Annotated in this window: 20 protein-coding genes; 8 read left to right on the top strand and 12 right to left on the bottom strand. The window is 41.4% G+C overall.

All coding sequences use genetic code 11. The features are described 5' to 3' along the window. Positions 1–84: 84 nt before the first annotated feature. Positions 85–684: a LysE family translocator gene (locus FD716_RS13420; protein WP_139852806.1), complete on the top strand. Its 600-nt coding sequence runs from the start codon at positions 85–87 to the stop codon at positions 682–684. Positions 685–798: 114 nt separating this feature from the next. After that, the gene (gene def, locus FD716_RS13415; protein WP_139852805.1) at positions 799–1278 is read left to right on the top strand and encodes a peptide deformylase; all 480 of its coding nucleotides are present in this window, start codon (positions 799–801) and stop codon (positions 1276–1278) included. On the opposite strand, the gene FD716_RS13410 is transcribed toward def, so the two are convergent. Continuing rightward, the gene (locus FD716_RS13410) at positions 1275–1796 is read right to left on the bottom strand and encodes a hypothetical protein (protein WP_139852804.1); all 522 of its coding nucleotides are present in this window, start codon (positions 1794–1796) and stop codon (positions 1275–1277) included. The two genes, def and FD716_RS13410, sit on opposite strands and share 4 nt — an antisense overlap. Before the next feature lie 36 nt (positions 1797–1832). Continuing rightward, positions 1833–2051, bottom strand: coding sequence for a DUF6500 family protein (locus FD716_RS13405; RefSeq protein ID WP_139852803.1), 219 nt, complete (start codon positions 2049–2051; stop codon positions 1833–1835). Positions 2052–2931: 880 nt separating this feature from the next. Between FD716_RS13405 and FD716_RS13400 the strand changes: the two genes are divergently transcribed. Continuing rightward, positions 2932–6399 (top strand): indolepyruvate ferredoxin oxidoreductase family protein, encoded by a 3468-nt coding sequence (locus FD716_RS13400; RefSeq protein ID WP_139852802.1) that lies wholly within the window; start codon positions 2932–2934, stop codon positions 6397–6399. Between the two features lie 137 nt (positions 6400–6536). On the opposite strand, the gene FD716_RS13395 is transcribed toward FD716_RS13400, so the two are convergent. Continuing rightward, positions 6537–9428, bottom strand: a complete 2892-nt coding sequence (locus FD716_RS13395; RefSeq protein ID WP_139852801.1) for a valine--tRNA ligase — start codon at positions 9426–9428, stop codon at positions 6537–6539. A gap of 243 nt (positions 9429–9671) precedes the next feature. On the opposite strand from FD716_RS13395, the gene FD716_RS13390 reads away from it, so the two are divergent. After that, on the top strand, positions 9672–10481 hold the full coding sequence (locus FD716_RS13390) for an SDR family oxidoreductase (RefSeq protein ID WP_139852800.1): 810 nt from the start codon (positions 9672–9674) through the stop codon (positions 10479–10481). A 172-nt stretch (positions 10482–10653) separates the two neighbouring features. Here FD716_RS13390 and FD716_RS13385 read toward each other — a convergent pair whose 3' ends face one another. From FD716_RS13385 to sdsA, 8 genes are all read right to left on the bottom strand, one after another. Next, positions 10654–11100 carry a YbjQ family protein gene (locus tag FD716_RS13385; RefSeq protein ID WP_139852799.1) on the bottom strand — a complete coding sequence of 149 codons (447 nt, stop codon included), beginning with the start codon at positions 11098–11100 and terminating at the stop codon, positions 10654–10656. 3 nt (positions 11101–11103) lie between these two features. Further along, the gene (locus FD716_RS13380) at positions 11104–11457 is read right to left on the bottom strand and encodes a YbjQ family protein (RefSeq protein ID WP_139852798.1); all 354 of its coding nucleotides are present in this window, start codon (positions 11455–11457) and stop codon (positions 11104–11106) included. Positions 11458–11593: 136 nt separating this feature from the next. Next, on the bottom strand, positions 11594–13063 hold the full coding sequence (adeK, locus tag FD716_RS13375) for a multidrug efflux RND transporter AdeIJK outer membrane channel subunit AdeK (RefSeq protein ID WP_139853692.1): 1470 nt from the start codon (positions 13061–13063) through the stop codon (positions 11594–11596). Then, positions 13063–16263, bottom strand: coding sequence for an efflux RND transporter permease subunit (locus tag FD716_RS13370; RefSeq protein ID WP_139852797.1), 3201 nt, complete (start codon positions 16261–16263; stop codon positions 13063–13065). Before FD716_RS13370 ends, adeK begins: the two co-directional genes overlap by 1 nt. 12 nt (positions 16264–16275) lie before the next feature. Next, on the bottom strand, positions 16276–17553 hold the full coding sequence (locus FD716_RS13365) for an efflux RND transporter periplasmic adaptor subunit (protein ID WP_139852796.1): 1278 nt from the start codon (positions 17551–17553) through the stop codon (positions 16276–16278). Between the two features lie 28 nt (positions 17554–17581). Then, entirely contained in the window at positions 17582–18187 is a 606-nt protein-coding gene (locus FD716_RS13360; protein WP_139852795.1) for a phosphatase PAP2 family protein, read from the bottom strand. A 160-nt stretch (positions 18188–18347) separates the two neighbouring features. Beyond that, positions 18348–20402 carry a site-specific recombinase gene (locus tag FD716_RS13355; protein WP_171477045.1) on the bottom strand — a complete coding sequence of 685 codons (2055 nt, stop codon included), beginning with the start codon at positions 20400–20402 and terminating at the stop codon, positions 18348–18350. 16 nt (positions 20403–20418) lie between these two features. Next, the gene (gene sdsA, locus FD716_RS13350) at positions 20419–21396 is read right to left on the bottom strand and encodes an All-trans-nonaprenyl-diphosphate synthase (RefSeq protein WP_139852794.1); all 978 of its coding nucleotides are present in this window, start codon (positions 21394–21396) and stop codon (positions 20419–20421) included. A gap of 427 nt (positions 21397–21823) precedes the next feature. On the opposite strand from sdsA, the gene rplU reads away from it, so the two are divergent. The 3 genes from rplU (at position 21824) to lolA (ending at position 23328) form a co-directional block, all read left to right on the top strand. Next, positions 21824–22135: a 50S ribosomal protein L21 gene (rplU, locus tag FD716_RS13345; RefSeq protein ID WP_139852793.1), complete on the top strand. Its 312-nt coding sequence runs from the start codon at positions 21824–21826 to the stop codon at positions 22133–22135. Between the two features lie 18 nt (positions 22136–22153). Beyond that, entirely contained in the window at positions 22154–22411 is a 258-nt protein-coding gene (rpmA, locus tag FD716_RS13340) for a 50S ribosomal protein L27 (RefSeq protein ID WP_139852792.1), read from the top strand. A gap of 221 nt (positions 22412–22632) precedes the next feature. Continuing rightward, positions 22633–23328, top strand: coding sequence for an outer membrane lipoprotein chaperone LolA (lolA, locus tag FD716_RS13335; protein ID WP_139852791.1), 696 nt, complete (start codon positions 22633–22635; stop codon positions 23326–23328). Between the two features lie 214 nt (positions 23329–23542). Here the strand turns inward: lolA and FD716_RS13330 are convergent, their stop codons facing one another. After that, complete coding sequence (locus FD716_RS13330) at positions 23543–23836, bottom strand: cold shock domain-containing protein (protein WP_139852790.1); 294 nt, start codon at positions 23834–23836, stop codon at positions 23543–23545. Between the two features lie 422 nt (positions 23837–24258). Here FD716_RS13330 and FD716_RS13325 point away from each other — a divergent pair, with 422 nt between their 5' ends. After that, a complete protein-coding gene (locus tag FD716_RS13325; RefSeq protein WP_139853690.1) occupies positions 24259–25002 on the top strand; it encodes an RsiV family protein in 744 nt (247 codons plus the stop codon). Positions 25003–25115: the final 113 nt, after the last annotated feature.

Genomic DNA, 25115 nt, shown 5'->3' with positions numbered 1-25115 from the left:
TTTGTGTCTGATACAACAGTTAATTTTTGCTTAATTGCGTAAGAGACTTTAAATTGAAGACTGCATTTTAAGTTGTTACTACCTATGAGTCTCAGTCTTTATCTCGCATTTTGTGTGTATGCCGTGGTTACTTCTGTGACACCTGGCCCCAATAATTTTATGGCCTTGGCATCAGGGGTCAATTTTGGTGTGTTGAAAACCCTTCCTTTGGTGATTGGCATCTGTTTTGGTTTTACCATTATGTTTTTGCTGATTGCACTGGGCATTAATGCGGTCTTTGTGCGGTTTCCAGTGATTATTCCTGTATTAAAAATTGCGGGCAGTTTATATATTCTCTATTTGGCCTATTTGATTGCACTCTCTGGAAAATTTAATACCAAGCAAGGCGAGTCAGAGAAAGTATTGGGCTTTTGGAAGGGTGCATTTTTTCAATGGATTAATCCTAAATCTTGGATTGTATTACTCGGTGCAGTGACGGCCTATACCACGGCACAAAGTTCAACGAGTGATATTTTAATGATTGGACTGACTTATGGTGCGATTGGAGTGCCGTGCGTTTTGGTTTGGGCAGTCATCGGTCATCAATTGGCGAGCTATTTAAATCAAGGCAATCGAGTGGTTATTTTTAATCGGGTGATGGGCATCTTGTTGGCATTGTCCTTAGTGCCGATCTGGACGATGTGATCAATAAGACAATGCTTGAGTCATGCGCTGTGCAAGCGTTATGATTTCAATGCAATGGCGACTCATCCATTGCTAGTGATGCTGAGATCAAGGCAAATTCTGAGGAGTAAGATCATGACTGCAATTTTAGCGGTTGCCCAACGTGGTGAAGCCATTTTGACGCTCAAAGCTGCGCCTGTGGCAGAGAGTGAACTCGATAGTGCATGGCTCAATCAACTGAGTAATGCCATGTATGCGACCATGATGCAGCGCAATGGGGTTGGGATTGCAGCACCACAAGTTTATATTTCCAAACGCATTATTATTGTTGCCTCACGTGCGAACCCACGCTATCCCGATGCACCCGATATGGATGCCGTGGTAATGGTCAATCCAGAAATCACCCAGATGTCGGATGCAACCTGCATAGGTGAAGAGGGCTGTTTAAGCGTGCCAGATGCACGTGGTGAAGTGGTTCGCGCTGAAACAATTTCGGTTAAATATTTGAGCTTAGCCGGTGAGTCAAAACATGCGACTTATCATGGTTTTGTCGCACGGATTATACAACATGAGGTGGATCACCTCGACGGAATCTTATTTGTTGATCGGCTTTAAGGGATTGGCGCTCTAAACACGCAAAGAAAGATCAAACCATAGCCACACATTTGCCAGCCACTGAAAACACGAGTCAGGCTTTTTTGATAGCGTACGAACTCATTTTTAGAGAGGGTGTGCATAATCTCGCCACCGCTACTTAAATAATAATGTGTTAAATCATTGCTCACGGTATAAAAATCAAGATAGTGATCATCGAATAGGCTGCTACATAATCCCGCATAAATAAAAAGTGCAAAAAATATAACCCTTCTTTTTGCTGAGTATTCTTGACGTTGTTGTGCGAATAAATAGCTGTTATTCACTTTATTATCTGTTAGCGCAAGCGGTTTACGCTTGATATAACGAAAGCTCAATATAAATAAAATCGTCAGAACAACAGCAAGTACACCAAGCAACTCAGATTGATAGGCAAACTCAGTATTGAAATAAGTTGAGAGATTGAGGAAGAGACTCCATGCGATCCCGAAGCCTGCGATCAAACTGTAGTAAGGGCTGATGTTCTGGATAGGTTGCATTGATTTTAATCGACTCTTTTGAATCTACAGTTTAGTTTAAGCATCACTCATCATGGCTTTAATCTTGGTGGCTTTCTCAAAATGATCCAATTGGTGCTGCATAATCCACCAGTGTGCCGCTTCCATGAGTAATTCAGGGTCGTCATTTTTATTGGCAAAGAAGGCATAAAAAGAAAGACCGACATTCGTACCTTTCTTTTCAATTTTTTCATCACAAACTTTGATGATTTTAGCTTTGAGCGCAGGTCTGAGCATCTGTTGATTTTTCCTTTGGCTTTGAATAAGGCGCTTAGTATAAATATTTCAACAGTCAATTTCATCGTTATATGGCGAAACTAACACAGTATCAACTATTGGTTCATTACAAATAAACTAGCAATTTTTCATCAAGATTAAGCATAAATTGGCAGATTAAAATACTTTAGGATGTTTCTAAGCTTTGAATTCGCTTTTAAAAGAAAAATAAATAACGAAAATAGTTTAAGAGAAAGTAATGGAATTTCTCACTTCTGGCATAACTGAATAAAGAGGTTTATTACCATACTTTATATTAAAAATCGTGTTAAATACTCCATTCTTCATCAGCATTTATACCGAATGCCATAACGATGCATAACCAGGTTATGCTTTGGTTATCTGTATGGTTTTATCATTAGCCCTTGATTATAGTAAATGCTGTCGGTGATTAAAGTAATAATAAAATGTCATTTCAATAATTCAAAAACCATTTATAAATGCATATAAAACTCTTTGCTTAAATAAACAAGATCAACAAAAACTGCTGAATGAAATGCAAATTAATCTGAATACAAAACATTACATTTAAGTGTTGAATAATGTCATTGAAAAATACGCTGGTTTTCAGCATATTGAATGTTCTTGTGTATAAGTTTTTTTTATACGTATCATTCCAAATATTTATGTGTTTAGTTTTTTCAAGTTCGATTGTATTTAAGTGATATCAACCAAGGTCAGAAAATAAGTTCAGATGGTTTTGCTATGTTTAGCTTCTGAAATAAAACAAAAGTCGCAGAACGATAGTTAAGACCTCTGATAAATGGAATTGTCAGTGTTTAGAAGTTTAGATTATCTAATCTATATTGATTAGTTTTACTAAAGATTAAAGGACTAAGTTATGAATTCTAAATTTTTAATCCCAGGTGAAAATATACAGCCTGAATTTTGTAATAAAGTTTATCTATCTGGCGTTCAGGTATTAATACAAATCCCGTTAATGCAAAGAGAATTAGATAAAAAAAATAACTTAGATACAGCAGGATTAATAACTGGGTATCGCGGTTCACCGTTGGGTGGCTATGACCAGTTATTATGGAAAAATGAAAAGCAATTAAAATTAAATAATATTGTATTTCAACCCGGATTAAATGAAGATCTCGCAGCGACTGCACTTTGGGGAACGCAAATGCATAAAGCATTTGGTGCAGTAAAGTATGATGGTGTTTTCGGAATTTGGTACGGAAAGGGACCCGGTGTCGACCGAACGGGTGATGTATTTCGCTCTGCAAATATGATGGGAACCTCAAAAACGGGTGGTGTTCTGGTCATTTCTGGCGATGATCATGCTGCGCAGTCATCGACCTTTCCACATCAAACCGATGGGATTTTTGAAGCAGTACATATCCCTGTGCTACAACCAGCCAATGTGAAAGAAGTCTTTGAGTTTGGATTGGCGGGAATCGCACTGTCTCGATATTCAGGGCTGTGGGTTGCCTTAAAAACCATTGCAGATGTTGTTGAAGCAGCAGGGACAGTCGAGCTCAAAGCACCTAAACCTTATCTTGTGCCAGTAGATCAAGGTTATGATCAATATTTAAATTGGGATATTTCTTTAAAGTGGCCCAAACAACGTTTTGAAATGGAAAAGCGACTGATTGAGTATCGTCTTCCAGCAGTGAAACGCTGGGTAAAGCTAAATAATATCGACAAAATTATATTCAATGCTCATAACAGAACATTAGGCATTATCACCGTTGGAAAAGCCCATCAAGATTTAATGCAGGCCTTGGAGAACCTATCAATCTCTGATACTAAAATGGAAGCATTAGGTATATCGATTTATAAAGTTGGTATGTCATGGCCATTGGTTGAAGATGGAATTATGGATTTTGCCATTGGGCATCAACAAATACTGGTCATTGAAGAAAAGAAAGCCGTTGTTGAAGCGCAAGTAAAAGATATTTTATATAATTTAACAGCGGATAAGCGTCCAATTGTGGTTGGTAAAAAAGATCAGACTGGGAATATGATGTTGCCTGAAATCTTGGAATACTCACCTTCGATTGTGGCAGAAGTCCTCGTTAAACTGTTAAATCATGATCAGGATTTATGCCAAGCCTTTGAGAAACAGCGCGCTGCAGTAAAGCAGATTATTGATAATAAAGCGGTACGTGCACCGACCTTTTGTTCAGGTTGCCCACATAATACTTCTACAACGGTGCCCGATGGATCAATTTCAGGCGGTGGTATTGGTTGTCATATTATGGCCTTAATGATGCCAGATAGAAAAACAGATACATTTTCTCAAATGGGGGGAGAAGGGATTCAGTGGGTTGGTGCGCAACCATTTTCAGAAACCAAACATATTTTCCAAAATCTAGGCGATGGTACCTACGAACATTCAGGCATTTTAGCCATCCGAGCTGCAGTGGCGGCTGGAACCAATATTACTTTTAAAATTTTATATAACGATGCCGTCGCGATGACGGGTGGGCAGCCAACAGAAGGAAATAATAATCCGGCTCGAATCTCGAGACAGTTAAGGGCTGAGGGGGTCGAAGAAATATATTTGGTCTCAGATAATGTCGAGAAGTGGGCTAAAGCTAAAGACTTAGCAGCTCACGTTAAAATAGCGCATCGAGATGAATTAGATCGTGTTCAAATCACGCTTAGAGAAGTTTCTGGCACCAGCGCAATTATTTATGAGCAAACCTGTGCTGCCGAAAAAAGACGAAGAGGCAAAAGAATACAAGCACCGGCTTTACCAACGCGTGCATTTATTCATAATCGTATATGTGAAGGCTGTGGCGATTGCTCAAAACAATCCAATTGTATTTCAATCGAACCACTAAATACTGCATTTGGGATTAAACGAAAAATTAATCAATCGAGTTGTAATACAGATTTATCTTGCCTCAAAGGATTTTGCCCTAGCTTTGTTGAAGTTGAGGGGGCAGTGAGGGCTAAATCTACAGCTTTTTCTAGTCAAGTTGAACAGCAGCTCATTGGTGCGTTAATTGAGGTGCAGCCTCCTAGAATAACGGGCAGTTATAATATTTTATTTGCGGGTATTGGAGGGACTGGTGTTTTAACGGTGGGTGCTTTGGTTGGAAATGCGGCACTTTTAGATCAGAAAAATTCAAATGTACTCGATTTTACTGGCTTGGCTCAGAAAAATGGTGCGGTCTTTAGTCAGGTCAAAATAACCGACAATAATAGTGAAATACATTCATCAAGAATAGGCTTAGGGCAAACAGAACTGCTTTTAGGTGCAGATATGCTGTATGCAGCCTCGACGGAAATTTTATCGAAGGTATCTGTTGAGAAAACCAGTGCGGTCATAAACTCGGACTTAACTCCGACATCTAACTTTATAATCAATCGAGATGAGAAGATTGATAAAGATGAACTCAGAAGTAAAATACAAAGCAATACAAAAAAAGCAAATTATTTTGAGTTTAATGCCAACCTTGTTTGTGTAAGCCTATTTGGTGAACCGACTTTTGTGCATATTTTAATGCTCGGTTATGCATGGCAAAAACAACTTATTCCTATTTCCTTAATATCGCTGGTTGAAGTGATTGAAAATGGCGTTGCGCCGAAAGATAATTTAAGAGCATTTCAATGGGGGCGGATTTTAGCGCAGCATCCTGAAACCATCCAATCCTTCACCAATAATGACATCGTACTGCAAGATGAGTTAGCGACAGACACCCTCATTGAAAAATATAGAACAGAATTGATTGACTATCAGAACGTGGCCTATTCGGAACGATATTTTCAGGTAATCGAGAAAGTTACGCAAAAGTCTGCAAACCTGAATATAAATGACAAAATAATCAGAACTGTCGTAATTAATCTATATAAAGTGATGGCTTATAAGGATGAATATGAAGTCGCGCGATTATATAGTTCCGTTGATTTTAAAAAAGGCTTAGATCGCCAGTTTGATAAAGTTGATAAAATGTATATCTGGCTTGCACCACCTTTTTTAAATATATTTAAAAAAGATAAACAGGTTCAGAAAAAAATTAAATTTGGAAGTTGGGTATTTAAACTATTTTCAGTGTTATCTGCATTTAAATGGATGCGAGGCAAATCACTTGATCCATTCAAATATAATCCTGAAAGAAAATTAGAAGTAAATTTAAGAGAAGATTATATTGATTTGGTTGATCAGGTTTTAAGTCATTTAAACCAAGATAATGTTTTGGAAGCAGAGCATATTCTAAGTTTAGTCGCTGATGTTCGAGGTTTTGGAGAACTTAAAACCCATTCGATTCAGACTTATTATGAAAAAATAAAGCCAATGCTTGAGCATTATAAAGCAAATGTAAAACTGATAAAAATATACACCGAGGCGTAGGGAGTGTGGTGGGTAAACAAAAGAACCTCTCCCTAGCCCTCTCCTTGTAAAGGAGAGGGATTCCCGGTTTATAAGGTTCTGGAACTCAATTTAAAGCTCCCTCTCCCTGTTTTTTAGGGAGAGGGCTGGGGAGAGGGTTATAGCGCAGCAATCTGATCCATGCTTTGTTTGATCTTCGCAAGTTGCTCGACAAACTCAGCTAATTTGGCTTTTTCACCTTCAACTACAGCTGGTGGCGCTTTGCTAACAAAACCTTCGTTTGCAAGTTTTCCAGCGATTTGGTCATGTTGCTTTTGGACTTTATCAAAGTCTTTTTGCAAACGACCCAATTCAGCCTTTGGATCAATCAAACCTTTCATTGGTACATAAACTGAAGCATGACCAATTACCGAAGAAGAAGACAATGGTGGCTCTTGGTCTTTGCCCAAGAACTCAATGCTTTCAACTTTGGCCAAGGCTTTGAACAATGGCTCGATCCGTGAAATCTGGGTATGTTCGGCAGCAGAAATATTTTGTAGCAGTACAGGGAGAAGGCGTGCATTGCCGAGACCCATTTCACCACGAATATTACGTACCGCACCTATCAGACCTTGTAACCATTGCATATCTGCTTCGGCTTGATCATTGAGGTTTGCTGCATCCAATACCGGATAAGCCGCTGTCATGATGGTGTCGCCAGATTTGCCGAGCATTGGCGCAAGCGTTTGCCAAATTTCTTCGGTCAAGAATGGCATCATTGGATGTGCCAAACGTAATGCGGTTTCCATCACAGACAAGAGTACGCGACGCACTTCAGCTTTACGTTCTTCTGAAATTTCAGGATCGTTCAATACGGGTTTGGTCAGTTCTACATACCAGTCACAGTATTCATTCCAAATAAAGTCATAAATACTTTGTGCAGCCAAGTCGAGACGATACGTTGCAAAGGCTTGATGAACCGCTTGTTGCGCTTTTTCTAAGCGGCTCACGATCCATTGTTCTGGCAATTCCCAAAGTTCAGGACGAGGGCTTTGCCCAACGGTTTGACCTTCAAGATTCATCAGTACGAAACGGGTGGCGTTCCAAATTTTATTACAGAAGTTACGGTAACCTTCAACACGTTTTAGATCGAACTTGATGTCACGACCCGTATTGGCAAGTGCACAGAAAGTAAAGCGCACTGCATCTGTACCGTAGGCATTAATACCTTCTGGGAATTCTTTGCGGGTGGCTTTTTCAATTTTAGCCGCTTGTCTTGGGTCCATTAAACCAAAGGTACGTTTTTGTACTAAGCCTTCGAGATCAATCCCATCAATCAAATCTAATGGGTCAAGGACGTTACCTTTAGACTTCGACATTTTCTGACCTTCGCCATCACGGACTAAACCATGCACATACACAGTTTTGAACGGAATTTGTGGCGTGCCATCTTCATTTTTCATGAAGTGTAAGGTCATCATAATCATCCGAGCAACCCAGAAGAAAATGATGTCAAAACCTGTCACCAACACATCGGTTGGATGGAAGGTTTTAAGGTCTAAGTTTTGAATGTCTTTTTCAAAGTCGCCAGTCCAACCCAAGGTTGAGAACGTCCACAGTGCAGACGAGAACCACGTATCTAGGACGTCTTCGTCTTGACTGAGTTCAATATTGGCATCTAGACCATTTTCGCGACGCACTTCTGTTTCGTTACGACCAACATAAATGTTGCCAGCAGCGTCATACCAAGCAGGGATACGGTGACCCCACCACAATTGACGTGAAATACACCAATCTTGGATATTGTTCATCCAAGACATATACATATTGCTGTATTGCTCAGGTACGAACTTGATACGGCCATCTTTGACTGCATCAATTGCAGGTTCAGCCAATGGTGCAATTTTCACATACCATTGATCTGTGAGTAATGGCTCGATAATTACGCCAGAACGGTCACCACGTGGTGCTTTCAGGTCGTATGGTTCGATTTTATCTAACCAGCCTTCCGCTTCTGCTTGCTCAACCATTTTCTTACGTGCAGCAAAACGCTCTACACCAGCATAGTCAGCAGGGGCTGCGATGCTTGCAGAAATTGGCTCGCCCGCTTTGGCCATATATTCAAAGTCTGCCAAAATTTCAGCATTTTTATTGAAGATATTAATCAGTGGTAACTGATTGCGTTTACCCAAGTCATAGTCGTTAAAGTCGTGTGCAGGGGTGATTTTGACACAGCCCGTACCGAAGTCTTTTTCAACATAATCATCTGCAATAATCGGGACTAAACGTCCTGAAATTGGCAACACAATATTTTTGCCCACGAGGTGTGCATAGCGCTCATCTTCAGGATGTACCGCAACTGCTGCATCGCCCAATAGAGTTTCAGGACGTGTGGTGGCAACGACTAAATAGTCGAGGCCATCTTGAGTGCGTACAGATTTGTCTTCAAAGAAGTATTTGAAATGCCACAGTGAGCTTTTCTCTTCAATCGATTCAACTTCGAGATCGGATAGGGCAGTGTGAAATTTTGGATCCCAGTTGACCAAACGCTTACCACGGTAAATCAGGCCATCTTTATGTAGGCGTACAAAAACTTCTTTGACCGCATTGGACAAACCTTCATCCATGGTGAAGCGTTCACGTGACCAATCCACTGATGAGCCTAAACGACGAATTTGGTTGGTAATGGTGTTGCCCGATTGCTCTTTCCATTCCCAAATTTTTTCAATAAATTTGTCACGGCCAAGATCGTGGCGACTGATATCTTGTGCAGCAAGTTGGCGTTCAACCACCATTTGAGTGGCAATACCGGCATGGTCAGTACCCGGTTGCCATAAGGTGTTTCTACCCATCATACGGTTGTAGCGTGTTAGTGAGTCCATGATTGCATTGTTGAAACCATGACCCATGTGCAAACTACCGGTGACGTTTGGGGGCGGAATCATGATGCAGAACGAATCGCCCTGACCAGATGGCTTAAAGTAGCCTTTTTCTTCCCAAATCTTGTACCATTTTTTTTCAATCTCGGTAGGATCGTATGTCGTAGCAATATTTTGCGCAGTATCAGTCATATCAAAACAGATCAAAGGTCAACTAAAAATTGCGACCAGTATAACAAAGAATAATCCAACGTAGGTGGAGAAAACCAAGGCATTTTCTTGAGTTTTGAGATCAATCGGGCTAAATATAATGCAACGCTATTTTCACTGTAATACGAGAATCAAGGGATGGCATGAGATGATCAAGGTTTTCGTGTATAAGTATGACATTCTGTGTAAATAATATTAAATAAATCAATGATAAGGAATAGAGTTATGGCTCAGCTGGAAAAAGATCTACAGCAGAAAGTGGTGTGGATTACCGGTGCATCTTCGGGGTTGGGGAAAGCCTTGGCACAAGAGTGTGCATTGCGAGGAGCACGTTTGGTACTAATGGCGCGTCGTTTTGATGAACTGGAAAATGTCCGCAATGGCTTACTGAATGCCGATCAGCATGTTTCTATTGCCGCAGATATCACCAATGAAAATCAGGTCAGACAAGCCTATGTACAGGTGTTGGAAAAGTTTGGGCGCATTGATTGTCTGATTAACAATGCTGGTTTAAGCCAACGTGCCCTCATCAAAGACACCACCATGCAGACCGAACGCACTATTATGGAAATTGATTATTTCTCACAGGTGTTTCTCACCAAAACCGTATTGCCGACGTTTATTAAACAGAAGTCTGGTCGTATTGCTTATGTGTCGAGTGTGGCTGGACTATTGGGAACCCAATATCGTGCATCTTATTCGGCAGCAAAAGCCGCAATTCACATGTGGGCCAATAGCTTACGTGCAGAAGTGGCTGAAAATGGAATTGGTGTTTCAGTGATTTTTCCCGGTTTTATCCAAACCAATGTGTCCTTTAATGCACTTGATGGTGCTGGTCAGCCACAGGGACATCAAGATGATGCCATTGCCAATGGTTTAGCCCCGAATGTCTTTGCTAAACAGGTGGTCAACGCATTGTTGGCACAAAAGGAATATATCGTGGTGGCAGGCAAAAAAGAAAAACTGGGCGTAATGGTTTCACGCTTATCTCCAAAGTTACTATATAAAATGATTCGTAAAATCAAAGTGAAATAGCGCTCCATTGGAGGGTGTCAGCTGAGTGGTCGGGGGATACCACTCAGCTTGGTTTTATCATTTATCATCAAGTGCATCAGCAGAGTGAACACGTATAACGTTAAATTGCTTGATTATAGATAGGCCAAGTAAAACATAAGTATAAATAGCCTAAGTATCTGTAAAATATCCGTTAAACAACAGGCTTGGCTGAGCGAATTGCTGTGCCATAGGCAAATACTTCAGTCATACCTGGCATACCTAGATCGGTGGTGCTGATGCGTAGACCAAGAATATGATCCGCACCATTTTTTTCAGCCTCTAGTTTTAAACGAACGATGGCTTCACGGCGTGCGCGTTCGACCACGGTTTCATAACTGGTCAGACGACCACCGAATAAACTTTGAATGGTTGCAATGACATATTTAAAATAATCATGTGAGATGACTACATTGCTGCTAATTAATTGCCCAGTTTGATCTGAGCTTTTAAAGCGTGAATTGTCTGTACGGATATAAGCCAAGCGTTGTTCTTGCGCATCCAATGCTTTGAAGTGTTTGGCTTCAATCGAGCGACCAACTGCCCAACCAATCATAAAGAGGACAACAAATAGGCCAATTTTAAAAATTACGGCATCCATAATTTAACCTTGTGTCGCAAAGGGATCAGCAATTGGGGTATTGGGTTGTACCACCACTGCAGTGCCATAAACGAATAGTTCAGAAGCACCCTGGGCAATATTTGAAGTTGAAAAGCGAATCGCGACAATGGCATTGGCACCGAGGGCTTGTGCTTTATCGATCATGCGTTGCATGGCTTCTTGACGAGATTCTTCGAGCAGTTCGGTATAGCCTTTTAGCTCTCCACCGACGATATTTTTAAGACCTGCCATCAAGTCACGTCCTACATGTTTACTGCGAACGGTACTGCCATAAACCACATCAAGCTGACGAATAATTTGATGACCCGGAACATTTTCTAAATTACTAAGTTGCATAACTTTTTTTTCGGATGCGAAGATGTTATGAACATAAGAAATTTTATCAATAAAAGCAATTTAAATGATCGGATGAGGTCAAGGACATTAAAAAACCCACCGAAGTGGGTTTTTTAAAACAGGCTAAAAATGAGGCTTATTTCGTGCGTTCATCTTTATGATATTTCAACTCTGAACTGGAAGGCGCATAGTTGATTTGATCTGCGGTGCTGACTTTAACGCCACCACCTAAGGTTTTATACACTTCAATTTGATTGTTTAAATCAGCTTGTTGCAGTAATAAAAGCCCTTGCTCAGCGCTATAAGATGAACGTTGTGCATCCAATACCGTCAAGAAACTATCAATCCCTGCTTTGAAACGTGCATCTGACAATTGATAGCTCTTGTTGCTGGCTTCAACCAAGCGCTTTTGTGCTGTAAGTCGATCACCAATATTCTGGCGAGTGGCCAAAGCATCATTCACTTCACGGAAAGCCGATTGAATCGATTTCTCATAATCTGACAACGCAATTTGTTGATCAGTTTCAGAGATTTTGATATTGGCTTTACGTGTGCCCCAGTCGAAGATTGGCAGGTTGATACTCGGACCAATCGACCACGCACCGGTGTTTGAACTAAACAATTTGTTTAAATCACCAGAAGCATAGCCCGCAGTACCCGTCAAACTAATGGTTGGGAACATTTGCGCACGTGCAGCACCAATATTGGCACCAGCCGCACTCAATTTATATTCCGCAGTTTTAATATCAGGACGGTTTTGTAGCAATTGACTTGGTAAGCCAGCAGCAAGGGCTTTGCTGTTGGTCACTTGAGTGATGCGTGATGGTGGCAACAAGTTTGCTGGAACAGGCTCACCGACCAAAAGGTTCAATAAGTTCTGTGCTTGGGCAATTTGTGTTTTAAAATTTGCCACATCATTACGTGCCGTTTCTACCAAGATTTGTGCTTGGCGGACTGGCAATTCACTGTCAATACCAACATCAAAACGCTTTTTATTCAGATTATAAGAATCTTCTTGCGCTTTTAAGGTTTGTTGCGCCAGTTTGAGCTGGGCATTGGTAAAGGCATAGCTCAACCATGCTTGTGACACTTGACCAATCAAGGCAATTTGGGTGGCATCGCGTGAGCTTTGCGTGGCCAAATAGTTGTCCAATGCATTGTCTTTTAGACTACGAACCCGACCCCAAAAATCGAGTTCATATGCCGTCACCCCTAAGCCAACTTGATAGGTTGAATAAGGGTTGTTCGGATTTACGTTGGGTGAAACTTGACGTAAAACGCTGCCACTTGCACCAATCGTTGGTAACTGATTATTTTCAGTAATTTGATATTGTTGCTGTGCGCGTTGAATGTTCAAAGCGGCTTTACGTAAATCTCGGTTATTGGCCAAAGACAGATCAATGACTTGGATTAACCGTGCGTCAGAGAAAAAGTCTTTATAACCTTGCTCAGCAATGGATGTTCCAGCCCCTTGGCTTAAATAGCCAGTTGGAATATTTGCTTGAGCGACGGGCTCTGGGCCGCGCATGCTTTGGCAAGCAGCCAAAGACAGCGCGAGTGCAGATACCGCAATGCTACGACCTGAAATAGACCATAAGTTTTGCATCACGATGATTGCTCCTGATTAGTGGTATTTTTAGGCTTGTATTTAAAGACGCTTCGAATCCAAACAAAGAACACTGGAATGAAGAAGATCCCCAATACTGTAGAGGTAAGTACCCCACCAAGTACACCATAACCGACAGAATGCTGACTACTTGCGCCGGCTCCTGTTGACATGGCAAGTGGAAGTACCCCTAAACCAAAGGCCAGGGTGGTCATAATGATAGGACGTAAACGCATACGTGCTGCGTGCAAAGTCGCCTCAAATAACTCTTCGCCTTTTTCCTGTAGTTCTTTCGCAAATTCGACAATCAAAATTGCATTTTTGGCGGAAAGACCGATGACCGCAATAATGGCAACTTTAAAGTAAATATTATCCGAGAGATTAGGATCTTTTAAGAAGTACATCCCACCAAAGGTTAATAAAATCGCGCCAATAATCCCCAGCGGAACCACCAATAGTACAGAAACTGGAATAGACCAACTTTCATACAATGCAGCTAAACAGAGGAAGACAATGAGCAAAGATAATGCCATCAATGCGGGTGTTTGTTCGCCTGAATCACGTTCATCAAGTGATAAACCAGTCCATTCGAAATCAAATCCAGCAAGTCCCATGGCAGGTAGACGCCCAGCGAGCTCTTCCATTGCAAGCATTGCATCGCCAGAACTGGTGCTCGCACCAGGACTACCCTGAATGTTCATGGATGATACGCCGTTATAACGTTCTAAACGTGGTGAACCATAGCTCCATTCACCGCTAGCAAAAGCAGAGAAGGGCACCATTTCACCTAGATTATTACGTACATACCACTTATCCAAGTCTTCAGGCATCATACGCGCATCGGCAGCACCTTGAACATAGACTTTCTTCACACGACCACGGTCAACAAAGTCGTTGATATAAGAACCACCCCAAGCGATGCTCATGGTGGTATTAATATCGGCAACACTCACGCCCATTGCACCAGCTTGCGCTTGATCAATTTTGATTTGGTATTGTGTTGTATCTTCTTGGCCATTTGGTCGTACACCCATTAAGCGTGGATCTTGTGAAGCCATACCTAAAATAGCATTACGTGCCGCAAGCAGTTTGTCATGCCCTTGACCACTTGGATCTTTTAACTGGAAGTTAAAACCTGCAGTCACACCCAATTCAGGCATTGCGGGTAACTGCACAGGCATAATATAGGTGGCGTCTTTAATGTAGACGGCATCTTTGTAGTTCATGTTAAAGAACTTAGCACTACGCCCAACCAAACGATTAATTTGTTGCGGTAATGTCGTACGTTCACTCCAATCCTTTAATTGAACAAAGGCCAGCCCGGCATTTTGACCAACACCAGTGAAAGAGAAGCCCGCAACAGTAAACACAGACTCGACAGTGTCTTTCTCTTTTACGCGATAGTACTCACTCACCGCATCCACTGTTTTACCAGTACGTTCCAAGCTGGCATTTGGTGGTAATTGGACTAATGCAAAGATTACCCCTTGATCCTCTTCGGGTAAGAAAGAAGAAGGGAGTATTTTATACAAGCCAATCATGCCCAAAATCACAGCAACATAAATCACGCCAGAAAATAATTTCTGATGCGTCATGAAGTTGACACCTTTTTGATAGCTATCTGCAGTTTTTTCAAAACTACGGTTAAACCAGCCAAAGAAACGAGATACAGGATTGTTACTCGGTTTTTTATCTGGGTTGTGCTGTCTCAAAATGGTGGCACAAAGTGCGGGTGTAAAGGTCAGTGCCACAATCAATGACAGGATCATTGCGGTGACCAGCGTGACTGAGAACTGACGATAAATAACCCCAGTGGTTCCACTCATAAACGCCATTGGAACGAACACTGCTGTTAATACACTGGTAATCCCGACCAACGCACCAGAAATCTGTTGCATTGAATGTTCGGTTGCAGTGACTGGATCACTGTGCTCTTCAGCCATGACCCGTTCGACGTTTTCTACCACGACGATCGCATCATCGACCAAGAGACCGATGGCCAATACCATCGCGAACATGGTCAAGGTGTTAATAGTGAAACCGAATAAGTTAATAACGGCAAACGTACCTAAAACCACCACTGGAATGGCCATGGTTGGAATAATCGTCGCGCGCCAGTTTTGCAAGAACAAGAACATCACGAGGAAGACCAATAACACCGCTTCAAATAGGGTTTTCACCACACTTTCGATTGAAAGTTGAATGAACGGCGTTGTATCAAAAGCCAGTTTATCTTCAAGGCCTTGAGGATAGTTTTTACGTAATTCGACTAAACGTGCTTCAATGGCTTTCGCTGTATCTAAGGCATTGGCACCTGTGGCAAGTTTAATCGCAACACCGCCCGCGGGTTTACCATTGAATTTAGAGTCAAAACCGTAATCACTTGAACCCACTTCAACTTTAGCAACATCAGATAGGCGGACTTGCGCACCAGAAGCGGCATTCTTTAAGAAGATATTTTTAAATTCTTCAGGGGTTTGCAACATACTTTGCGCTGTGACTGTCGCATTCAAGAGTTGTCCTGGAACAGATGGTGCACCACCCAACTGACCGACAGCAACTTGCGCATTTTGCGCTCGAATTGCTATAGCCACATCATTTGGAGTGATTTGAAAGCTGTTCATCTTGGCAGGGTCAAGCCAGATGCGCATTGCATAAGAACCACCAAAGACTTGAATTTCACCAACGCCTTCAACACGACTGAGTGGTTCAGCAACTGTTGAGTTGACAAAGTCTTTAATGTCTGCACCAGACAGGTTTTCTGTTGGTGAATAGAATGCAACGACTTGCAAGAAGCTTGCACCAGACTTGGTGACTTTTAGCCCTTGACGCTGTACGTCAGCAGGTAAAAGGGCTGTAGCAGATTGCAATTTGTTCTGTACTTGAACTTGGGCAATATCTGGATTGATCCCTTGTTCAAAACTAATATTAATCGATGCCTGACCATTACTCGCACTGTTAGAGGAAATATAACGTAAACCATCCAAACCATTCATTTGTTGTTCAATGATTTGGGTAACGGTATTTTCAACAGTTAATGCAGATGCACCAGGATAAACAGCAGTAATCGTAACAGTCGGTGGAGCGATTGTTGGATACTGTGCAATTGGCATTTTGCTGATGGTGATCACACCAGCCAACATAATGACCAATGCAATTACCCATGCAAAGATGGGTCGATGAATAAAAAAGTGAGCCATTCAGTCTACTCCTTATACACTTGAAGTAGCTTTTTGATCAGCTGCTTTTGCCGGTTGACCAGGTTGAGCTGGAGCTACCGGTTTTGCTGCTGGTTGTGCACCTTGAGCAGGTGCGCCCTGAGGTGCTGCGGCTTTAGGCTGATACGGCTTTGCATTGACTGCTTGTTCAGGTTTTACCTTGGCAATACCATCAACAATAATTTTATCACCGGTTTGCAGACCACTGGTCACAATCCAATTTTCGCCTTTCGTACCCGCCGTTGTCACTGGACGTGGTTCAACCACACCTTTGGCATTGACAAGCATTGCCATCGCTTGGCCTGTAGGTGTACGAGTAATTGCGACTTGAGGAACCAAATAGGCATTCGGGATAACGCTTTGTGCAATCTCTGCATTCACAAACATACCCGGTAGGAGCAAATTGTTTGGATTTGGGAAATTCGCACGAATAGTGATGGTACCTGTATCTGGGTTTACACTTGCATCAGCAAAGGCAAGTTCACCTTCCACCTGATAATACGTGCCATCTTCCAGTTTTAAGCGTACTTTCCTGTTTGTACTGCCATCACGATTACCGCTGCTTTCTTGTTGTCTTAAACGAAGCAACTCAGTACTTGATTGGTTGATATCGACATAGATTGGATTCAACTGTTGAATGGTGACCAATGCAGTAGCTTGATTTGCAGTCACTAAGGCACCAGCAGTCACACTCGAACGACCGGTTTTGCCTGAAATTGGTGCACGTACAATCGAGTAGCCGAGATCAATTTGTGCATTTTTCAAGGTGGCATTAGATGCAGCTAGATCAGCTTCAGCAAGTTTAACTTGGGCAACCAAGTCATCATATTCTTGCTTTGACACAGCGTTCATACCAATGAGTTGCTTATAGCGATTGGTTTTCACCTGTAACGCATTTAAGTTGGCTTGTTGGCGAACCACTGCAGCTTTTGCACTATCTAAGTTAGCACGGTTAATACTTGGATCAATCTCATACAGCGGTTGACCAGCATTGACATAACTTCCTTCCACAAACAAGCGTCTTAAAATAACACCATTGGTTTGTGGGCGAACTTCTGAAATTTCATATGCAGAGGTTCGGCCTGAAAGCTCAACACTCTGTTCAACACTTTGTGGTTGTGCAACAACAACACCAACTTCAGTTGGTGGCATTTTTTGGGCTGCTGCTGCTTTTTCTGCCTCTTTCGGATCTTTACTGCATCCTACAAGTGCAATACTTGTTGCTAAAGCACAAGCAGTGAGGGCGGGAGCCCAAAGCTTTGCCAACATCATTATTCCACCTCGTTAAAATCTAACAAATTTAATTTTTTCTTAAGTTGCTTAAATTGCGCAATGCTAACCACAGCATTGCAATCCATATAAAACCCAGACTCCAGCCCGCAAGGACATCGGTAGGATAATGTGCACCTAGATAGACTCTAGAGACGCCCATACCAATCCACCAAAGGCAGGCAAGCCCAGTGATGACTCTAATTTGCTTATGTTTACGAAAAATAAACACTGCCAAACCTGCAAGTATCACTGCATAAAGACTATGCGCACTTGGAAAAGAGGCACCATAGGTTTCAATGAACGGGTCAACAAGATCAGGACGAGGACGATTGATCAGGTATTTTAGTAACCATCCACTCGTCGCACTTCCAAAAATAGTTATACAAATGAATAGAATGTTTGTATAGCTTTTTACCCAAGCAAGTCTTATACAGCTGATGACACAAATCACGAGCAAAAATGGAAAGCCACCAAGCAGCGATAGACCACGTGCGATACCACTTAAAAATGGAGATCGTACACTACTCATCCATGCCACAATCGTATGATCAAATTGTTGTATACAGGGAAAAGATAGACCTATGCAACTAATAATCATTCCTAAACAGGCAAAAACCAAAAGTAGATAAGGCATGATAGTGACCTGGTTTAGTTTTATCTCAGCTCATGAGATGTGTTAATAAGCCAAAGTGTACTTATCAGTACACTTTATTTCAAGTAAATAAAAATCGAGTTAATGGTAAATTCTTTTTATAACGGTTTAGTTGATCTCGCACATAAACACAACAAATCAGTTATTTGTTCGGTTTTATTGGGTTCGTATCGTTATCTTCAATTTTAAGCGTATGTTTCGGTGGCCAAAAAAAGTCTAATGGACGTGTGAGGAAGTGTGTCAATACCAACTTGGCCAAGGGTTTCCATTGTTCGAAGCGAACCCGCCTAGCGCGAAGTGCCACCACAATTGTGAGAGAGAAGCTGACGAATAAGTTGGTCATCCCAATCAGCAATACACCTAAGAATGAAATAAAAATCAAGCCAATGTCAGGTCCGCCATTGGTACACAGTAAGCCTTGGATAAAGTTAGCGGCTGCAAAAGCAATATGACGAATATCAAGCGGTAACCCTAAAATAAAACCGAGTGTTCCCATACTTCCCAGCATGATCCCGAACAAGAAGTTCCCTGCAAGTGCACCTAGGTTTCTTTCGATATAGTTGGAAAAGACATTTAAACGTTTCTGTCCCATCCATTTTTTTAAGCGGTGATGTGCTTTGAGTCGTGGGCCAATCTTGCGGTAAATTGCTAAATTATCGAAATAACCTGCAATCAAACCAGATAAGAATAAGCAGACACCAGCAATTGCGGCATGCGGTATTGCGAGCGATGTAAAGGGATTTAAGCTATGTAACAGTGCATCTGCCTTGGCATGTTTTAATAGCGGTTCATCAAAACCATATTGCCACAGTAGGGTGATCAGGGCAGCTGTTGGAATCGCAATGGTAATGTTCCCTAAAATGGCCACAAATTGGGTTCGAATAATATTCACAATCAAACCTGCCAATTCGGCAATCTGTGCAGTTTTAGAGCCTTTCTGGTGTTGTACCGTCGATGCCAGTGCTGCGGCTGTCATCGCAGGTTGTTTGGTCGCAACGGTAAAATGCAGTACATGAATCAACATAAAGCCGAAGGAGTAGTTCATGCTATATAAAAAAGCATGCATGACAGGGGCAAGGGTAAGTCGTGCGGCCAGTATCTTGAGCGTGGCCATGGTTGCGATAATCGCACCAGCCCCCGCTGCGGCTTTATACATCCCTAAAAAGCCTTTTTTGTCACTACTTACATAGTGCTCACCGGTTTTACTGGCATTCTCTGTGACTTGTAATGAAATCAATTCACTATTGATGACCAGTAAGGAACGCACACTTTTTTCACTGAAATTCGCAATCACCAAGTCGGTGAGAAGTTCGCCCATACTTTGATAGCGGGTTTGATCTTTCTCAACCAAGATGGTCAATAGTAATTCAATGCGATCAAGGCATTGTTCAAGTAGGGATAAAAGATAGGTGAGACTAATACTCACCCCAATTCGTTTGGTTGCACGTCTAATTTTATAAACCACGTCACGGCATTGCTCAAACATCACCAGCGCTTGAGACGCATCTGGCGGTATGTTTATTGCGGTCGCAGCAGTATCACGATGTTGTTTTTTATAGAGTTCAATGAATTCGACAATTTCACGATTTTGTACCAGAAAGGGAGACTCATATTCGCCCAGCTCTGGTTGTGCGTTAATGAATTCTGGGTAAAGCCCAATACCACTAATGCGATAAGACAACACCGTAATGGCTTTGATCAGCTCTTGCTCGATATTGAGAATGGCTGTTGTGTCGTGAAGATTTTTATTTAATAAGCCAAACAGCTGAATCCAGAGCTGATCTGGGATGTTCTCTAACCAATATTGATCATTACGTTCATTGAATACCTGACCGACCAGATATTGTAGTTGGCTTTCATTGGGGAGTAAGGGGAGAAAGTGTGCGCCAATACGTTGACTCAGCTGATTCCAAAAACCATCTAAAGATAAAATACCGCTATCGGCATAGAGGTTGGTTTGTTTGTAGCGATTGAGGAGGCGTACAAGATAGGCTTGAAAGCACGTGGCAGCAGTCGGAGTAAGTAACAGGGCTTGAAATAAAGCATTTAATCGCTGCTGGATTTCAATGCTGTCATTGCTATCGGCTGGACGAATTCGTTGTACCAGCGCGATGAGTATTTTTTCATCAGGAACAGTCGTACTGATCTCTAACTGTTCCTGCATTTTTAGGAAGAGATCGTTGAATTTTATATGCATATGCAATCGTTATATTTTATTGGATTCGATGTAAAGCCATTTCAGCCAAATAGATCAGTGCTTGGCGGTAGTCACTTTCAGGTAAAGCATGTAAGGCCTGAATAGATAATTCTGTTTCTTCATGCGCACGCTGTCGGCAATAGTCTAGAGCACCAGAGCGATGCACAATGTCGATCACCTGTTCGAGTTCCGTAACGCCACCTGTGGCAATACTACGGCGGATAATCTGGTGTTCTTCATCTTTGGTGTTTTTTAAGGCGGCAATCAACGGTAAGGTTGGTTTACCTTCCATAAGGTCTTCACCAATGTTTTTACCTAAGGTTTCTGCATCTGAGGTGTAATCCAAAATATCATCGATAATCTGAAAGGCATTACCAAAATGACCAGCAAAACGTTTTAATGGCTCACGGTATTGATCTTTGCCCGCCAAGATCGCAGCACCCTCAGTCGCCAGCTCAAATAAGCGTGAGGTTTTACCATGAATAATACTGAGGTAGGTTGCCTCATCTGTATCTGGCTGGTGTTGGGCTTGAAGTTGCAGTACTTCACCTTCGGCAATTTCACAAGTGCCTGTTGAAAAATCTTTGAGCAGGACCATGTTGTTCAGATCGACCAGCAAGTCAAATGCGCGTGAAATCAAGAAGTCACCGACCAGTACAGCAGTTTGATTATTCCATGTTGCATTCGCAGTGGGCTTACCACGACGCAGACCAGATTCATCGACCACATCATCATGTACCAGCGTTGCGGTGTGTAGCATTTCAATAATAGCCGCAAGTCGCTGCGCACGTGCTAAATCTGTTTCTCCACATGCATGTGCTGCCAGTAAACACATAATTGGGCGCATTCTTTTGCCACCCGCTTCAACCACATGTTTGCTAACAGACATAACCAACGCTACTTTAGAGCTAATTCCCTCATTAATTAACTTGTCCATTTCTGCAAAGTCTTGGGCAACAGGAGCGAGAATATCTTGCTTAAAGTCAATGGTCATATGAGCAGCGTCCTTATAAAATGTAGGTCAAATTCGCAGCTAGTGTAGCAATGTGCAGCGATAAATTGTTGCTTTTGATTTGATTGGATAGGTTGAGTGATTAACTTTCAATCCTAATAAAACTGACAACATCATATAATCGTATCAATTTCAAATGCATTACATAGTAGCCGATTGGATTTAAAAATCTATTTTATTTTTAGCTAAATATATAGTTTTGCAGCTTTAAAATATAAGTTGAGTGGAAGGTTTTGGTTCGCTCAACGGTTATGAATTTGGTCGATCTAAACATTTATAGAAAATTGCTTGTTGTTTGTCTAATAATCACTTAAAATCCTTCGCCTTGTATAACCCCCAGTGGCGATCGTCTTAAGATCAGTATATTTCCGTACTGGCACGACGACACGGGCATATATTGGAGTACATTATGTACGCAGTAATCCAAAGCGGTGGTAAGCAGCACCGTGTAATCGAGGGTGAAACCCTTAAAGTTGAATTATTGAAAGCTGAAACTGGCTCAACCATTACATTTGATGATGTGTTGATGCTTGTAAACGGTGATAGCATTCAAATTGGTGCTCCAGTTGTTGCTGGCGCAAAAGTTGTTGCAGAAGTCCTTAGCCATGGTCGTCACGACAAAATTCGTATTGTTAAAATGCGTCGTCGTAAACACTATCGTAAACAACAAGGTCACCGTCAATGGTTTACCGAGTTGAAAATTACAACGATTTCAGGCTAATTACGAGGAGTAATAGACATGGCTCACAAAAAAGCCGGTGGTTCGACACGTAACGGTCGTGATTCAAACCCAAAAATGTTAGGCGTTAAAATGTATGGCGGTCAAGCTGTGACTGCTGGTAACATCATCGTTCGTCAACGTGGTACAGAATTCCACGCGGGTGCAAACGTAGGTATGGGCCGTGACCATACTTTATTTGCTACTGCTGACGGCGTGATCAAGTTCGAAGTGAAAGGTCAGTTTGGCCGTCGCTACGTAACTGTTGAAGCTGTATAAGTTTTAGCGTTATAAAAAAGACCCACAGTTTTGTGGGTTTTTTTATGGGCGCAGTATAAGAGAAAAACGATAAAGCTCCACAATGATGGAGAGATTTAAACATTTAATCGGTATAACAATACAAAACAGCTTATTTCCCCAATTATTCGCTGTAAAATATGGTTTAACATGATCGTCAATTTATTAAATTACATACACTTTTAGATATGTGGGAATAATCTATGAATAAGCTGTTGAAAACAATCTCTGTATCTGTTCTTGGTGCAGCGATGCTAAGCCCAGTATTAAGTACGGTGGTTTTTGCAGCGACGGCTGCGTCTGAACAACAAGCAACCCGTAATTTGGTGCAACAACTTAGTAATATTAAAAGCTTTTCTGCCAATTTCGAACAAACCACCAAAGCAACTGCAGGGACTAAGCCTGCGCAACGTACCGGTTTGTCAGCACAGCATATGAACCAAACTTTTGTTGGGGAAATGAAAGTAGAGCGCCCTGGGAAGTTTTACTGGGAAACCAAAACACCCGCAAAACAGACGATTGTGACTTCGGGAAAAACAGTTTGGATTTATGATCCAGATTTACAACAAGCAGTACGTCAGACTTTAGATGATCAAGTCGCCAATACCCCCGCCTTATTGCTTTCAGGCAACACTGCGCAAATTATGCAGGCCTATCGGGTTGCACAGCCAGATCAAAGCAAAACCTATTATCGACTTTATCCGCGAGTAAAAGATTCAGCATTTCAAAGTTTAACCATTAGTTTTGGGACCAATAAAGCACCCAATATGATGGTTTTACTCGACTCACTCGGACAAACTACATCAATACGCTTTAATAATGTAAAAGTGAATCCAAGCATTCCAGCATCAGTGTTTAATTTCACACCACCAAAAGGCACAGATATTATTAATCAATAAAAGGTTAATCAATAAAAGATTAATCAATAAAAGATTAATCGGTAAAAGGTTAACCAGCAAAACGTTAGTCAATGCGTTTTTACTGGATTCGATCAGCCGAATGAACCAAAAAAACCGCTGAAGGCAAGCTTGCCTTCAGCGGTTTTTAATGTAACGCAACTTCACTACAGATCGAGCGCCATGACGTCTAAGTGTCGCGGTAGGTTGAAATTAATTAACCTCTAAAGTTCGACAATAAAGAAGACGTGATTGATTTATTGTGTGTCGATATTTGCGTTTTTCTGGTTTTTGCCGGATTTGGGTCGACACGTTCAATACGGGTTGCTTTAAACTTACCGTCGTTCTCAACCATCACAAATTTAACTTTTTCATTTTTTTTCGGTTCACCTTCTGTCGCTGGAAAATCTGAAATATGAAAAAATACATCTTGTTCAGGCATGGCAATAAAACCGAATCCTTTTTCAGAATTATATTGTCTAATTTTTCCTTGATGAAACTGCACTTTCATGGACTTTACCTTATGCTGTAAACACGATCAGCACAGTATATAAGAAAAGAGGCTTTTAAAACGCACTCCTGTTGCATAGTTTTATTTAAATAAAACCGAATGTGGCCATTTCAGGCCAATGTTTTAGCTATGAAACCACAGCATACAATCAATACGGCGCTGTTTTTAGCCGATCATCGTGAGTAAAGTATGAGAACCTTCAACTGAACTGGCAGATTTGAACAGGGTGTTTTGAGTCGGCTGGTTTGCATGTGGTATTTGAATAAGCGCGGTCACAATTACAAGCGTTGCATGGCTTTTTTATGCTGGCGATAAAGCATGTAATGCAACTTTTGAGATACATATTTTAATTTCATTCAAAGGTTTAGCTTTGTATAGTGATGGACACGATAGCGTTAGTAATAAAACAGGTTTATAAGATGATGCAATATAAGCACAAAGTAGGGCTTGGGGTCATTTCAGTCTGCGCAGTAGCTATTTTTGCTGCTGGTTGCCAGAAAAAGTCAGATGAAGAGCAATCACATGTTGGTAAAAATGCGGTGACTTTAATTCAAGCCAAAGTTGTTGAGGTTAAGCATCCAAGTAAAACCTTTTGTGATGAAGACGAATGTACCGAGTACAGCCTAAAAACGGTGCAGACTAATCTGCCTTGGATCAATGAATACTTCCTGAAACGCATTGAAAAAGATGTACCAGATGCCTTCACTCCATCCAAGGAAAAAGATCCCGCTAAAGTTGCCAATCAACCGACCGGTGAAAGCCAAATTTCGGTACGTTATTTGGGGCAAAATGATCAGTTTGCCAGTTTTGAAATGCAGACTTCGTTGTATGGTGCGGGCGCTGCACATGGTATGTCACATAATGAATATGTGATTTTTGATTTAAGCCAAAAGAAACGTCTGGCTTTGGCGGATATTTTAAAACCTAATATTGAAAAAAAATTATTAGAGAAGTTATATGAAGCCAATCAAACGTGGTTAGAAGCGCATAAGATTGAGCCAGCTAAACTGGAGCTCAGTGATAATTATTATTATGGGGTCAATGGGATTGTATTTGTCTATCCACTTTATGAGTTGGCATCTTATGCGGAAGGCATGAGTGAGTTGACCTTACCTTATTATGATGCTGCCGCATTTATTAAACCTGAGTATTTAATCAATCAGTAGAAATAGCACTGCGATTAACCCCAATAGATGCCGTTTAATTCAACGGCATCTAGAATCAATGCCAAATAGAAACAGTCTGATCACTATATTTTTAAGCGTGAAGCGCTTACACT

Origin of the sequence: Acinetobacter pullicarnis, from assembly GCF_006352475.1 — a bacterium.
Lineage (GTDB): Bacteria > Pseudomonadota > Gammaproteobacteria > Pseudomonadales > Moraxellaceae > Acinetobacter > Acinetobacter pullicarnis.
The sequence above is the reverse complement of the archived record's forward strand: the minus strand, read 5'-3'. Positions and strand labels throughout refer to the sequence as shown.

Excerpts from the sequence above, each read along its gene's own strand:
- FD716_RS13420 (WP_139852806.1), top strand. The coding sequence starts at position 85 with ATGAGTCTCAGTCTTTATCTCGCATTTTGTGTGTATGCCGTGGTTACT.
- def (WP_139852805.1), top strand. The coding sequence starts at position 799 with ATGACTGCAATTTTAGCGGTTGCCCAACGTGGTGAAGCCATTTTGACG.
- FD716_RS13410 (WP_139852804.1), bottom strand. The coding sequence starts at position 1,796 with ATGCAACCTATCCAGAACATCAGCCCTTACTACAGTTTGATCGCAGGC.
- FD716_RS13405 (WP_139852803.1), bottom strand. The coding sequence starts at position 2,051 with ATGCTCAGACCTGCGCTCAAAGCTAAAATCATCAAAGTTTGTGATGAA.
- FD716_RS13400 (WP_139852802.1), top strand. The coding sequence starts at position 2,932 with ATGAATTCTAAATTTTTAATCCCAGGTGAAAATATACAGCCTGAATTT.
- FD716_RS13395 (WP_139852801.1), bottom strand. The coding sequence starts at position 9,428 with ATGACTGATACTGCGCAAAATATTGCTACGACATACGATCCTACCGAG.
- FD716_RS13390 (WP_139852800.1), top strand. The coding sequence starts at position 9,672 with ATGGCTCAGCTGGAAAAAGATCTACAGCAGAAAGTGGTGTGGATTACC.
- FD716_RS13385 (WP_139852799.1), bottom strand. The coding sequence starts at position 11,100 with ATGGATGCCGTAATTTTTAAAATTGGCCTATTTGTTGTCCTCTTTATG.
- FD716_RS13380 (WP_139852798.1), bottom strand. The coding sequence starts at position 11,457 with ATGCAACTTAGTAATTTAGAAAATGTTCCGGGTCATCAAATTATTCGT.
- adeK (WP_139853692.1), bottom strand. The coding sequence starts at position 13,063 with ATGCAAAACTTATGGTCTATTTCAGGTCGTAGCATTGCGGTATCTGCA.
- FD716_RS13370 (WP_139852797.1), bottom strand. The coding sequence starts at position 16,263 with ATGGCTCACTTTTTTATTCATCGACCCATCTTTGCATGGGTAATTGCA.
- FD716_RS13365 (WP_139852796.1), bottom strand. The coding sequence starts at position 17,553 with ATGATGTTGGCAAAGCTTTGGGCTCCCGCCCTCACTGCTTGTGCTTTA.
- FD716_RS13360 (WP_139852795.1), bottom strand. The coding sequence starts at position 18,187 with ATGCCTTATCTACTTTTGGTTTTTGCCTGTTTAGGAATGATTATTAGT.
- FD716_RS13355 (WP_171477045.1), bottom strand. The coding sequence starts at position 20,402 with ATGCATATAAAATTCAACGATCTCTTCCTAAAAATGCAGGAACAGTTA.
- sdsA (WP_139852794.1), bottom strand. The coding sequence starts at position 21,396 with ATGACCATTGACTTTAAGCAAGATATTCTCGCTCCTGTTGCCCAAGAC.
- rplU (WP_139852793.1), top strand. The coding sequence starts at position 21,824 with ATGTACGCAGTAATCCAAAGCGGTGGTAAGCAGCACCGTGTAATCGAG.
- rpmA (WP_139852792.1), top strand. The coding sequence starts at position 22,154 with ATGGCTCACAAAAAAGCCGGTGGTTCGACACGTAACGGTCGTGATTCA.
- lolA (WP_139852791.1), top strand. The coding sequence starts at position 22,633 with ATGAATAAGCTGTTGAAAACAATCTCTGTATCTGTTCTTGGTGCAGCG.
- FD716_RS13330 (WP_139852790.1), bottom strand. The coding sequence starts at position 23,836 with ATGAAAGTGCAGTTTCATCAAGGAAAAATTAGACAATATAATTCTGAA.
- FD716_RS13325 (WP_139853690.1), top strand. The coding sequence starts at position 24,259 with ATGCAATATAAGCACAAAGTAGGGCTTGGGGTCATTTCAGTCTGCGCA.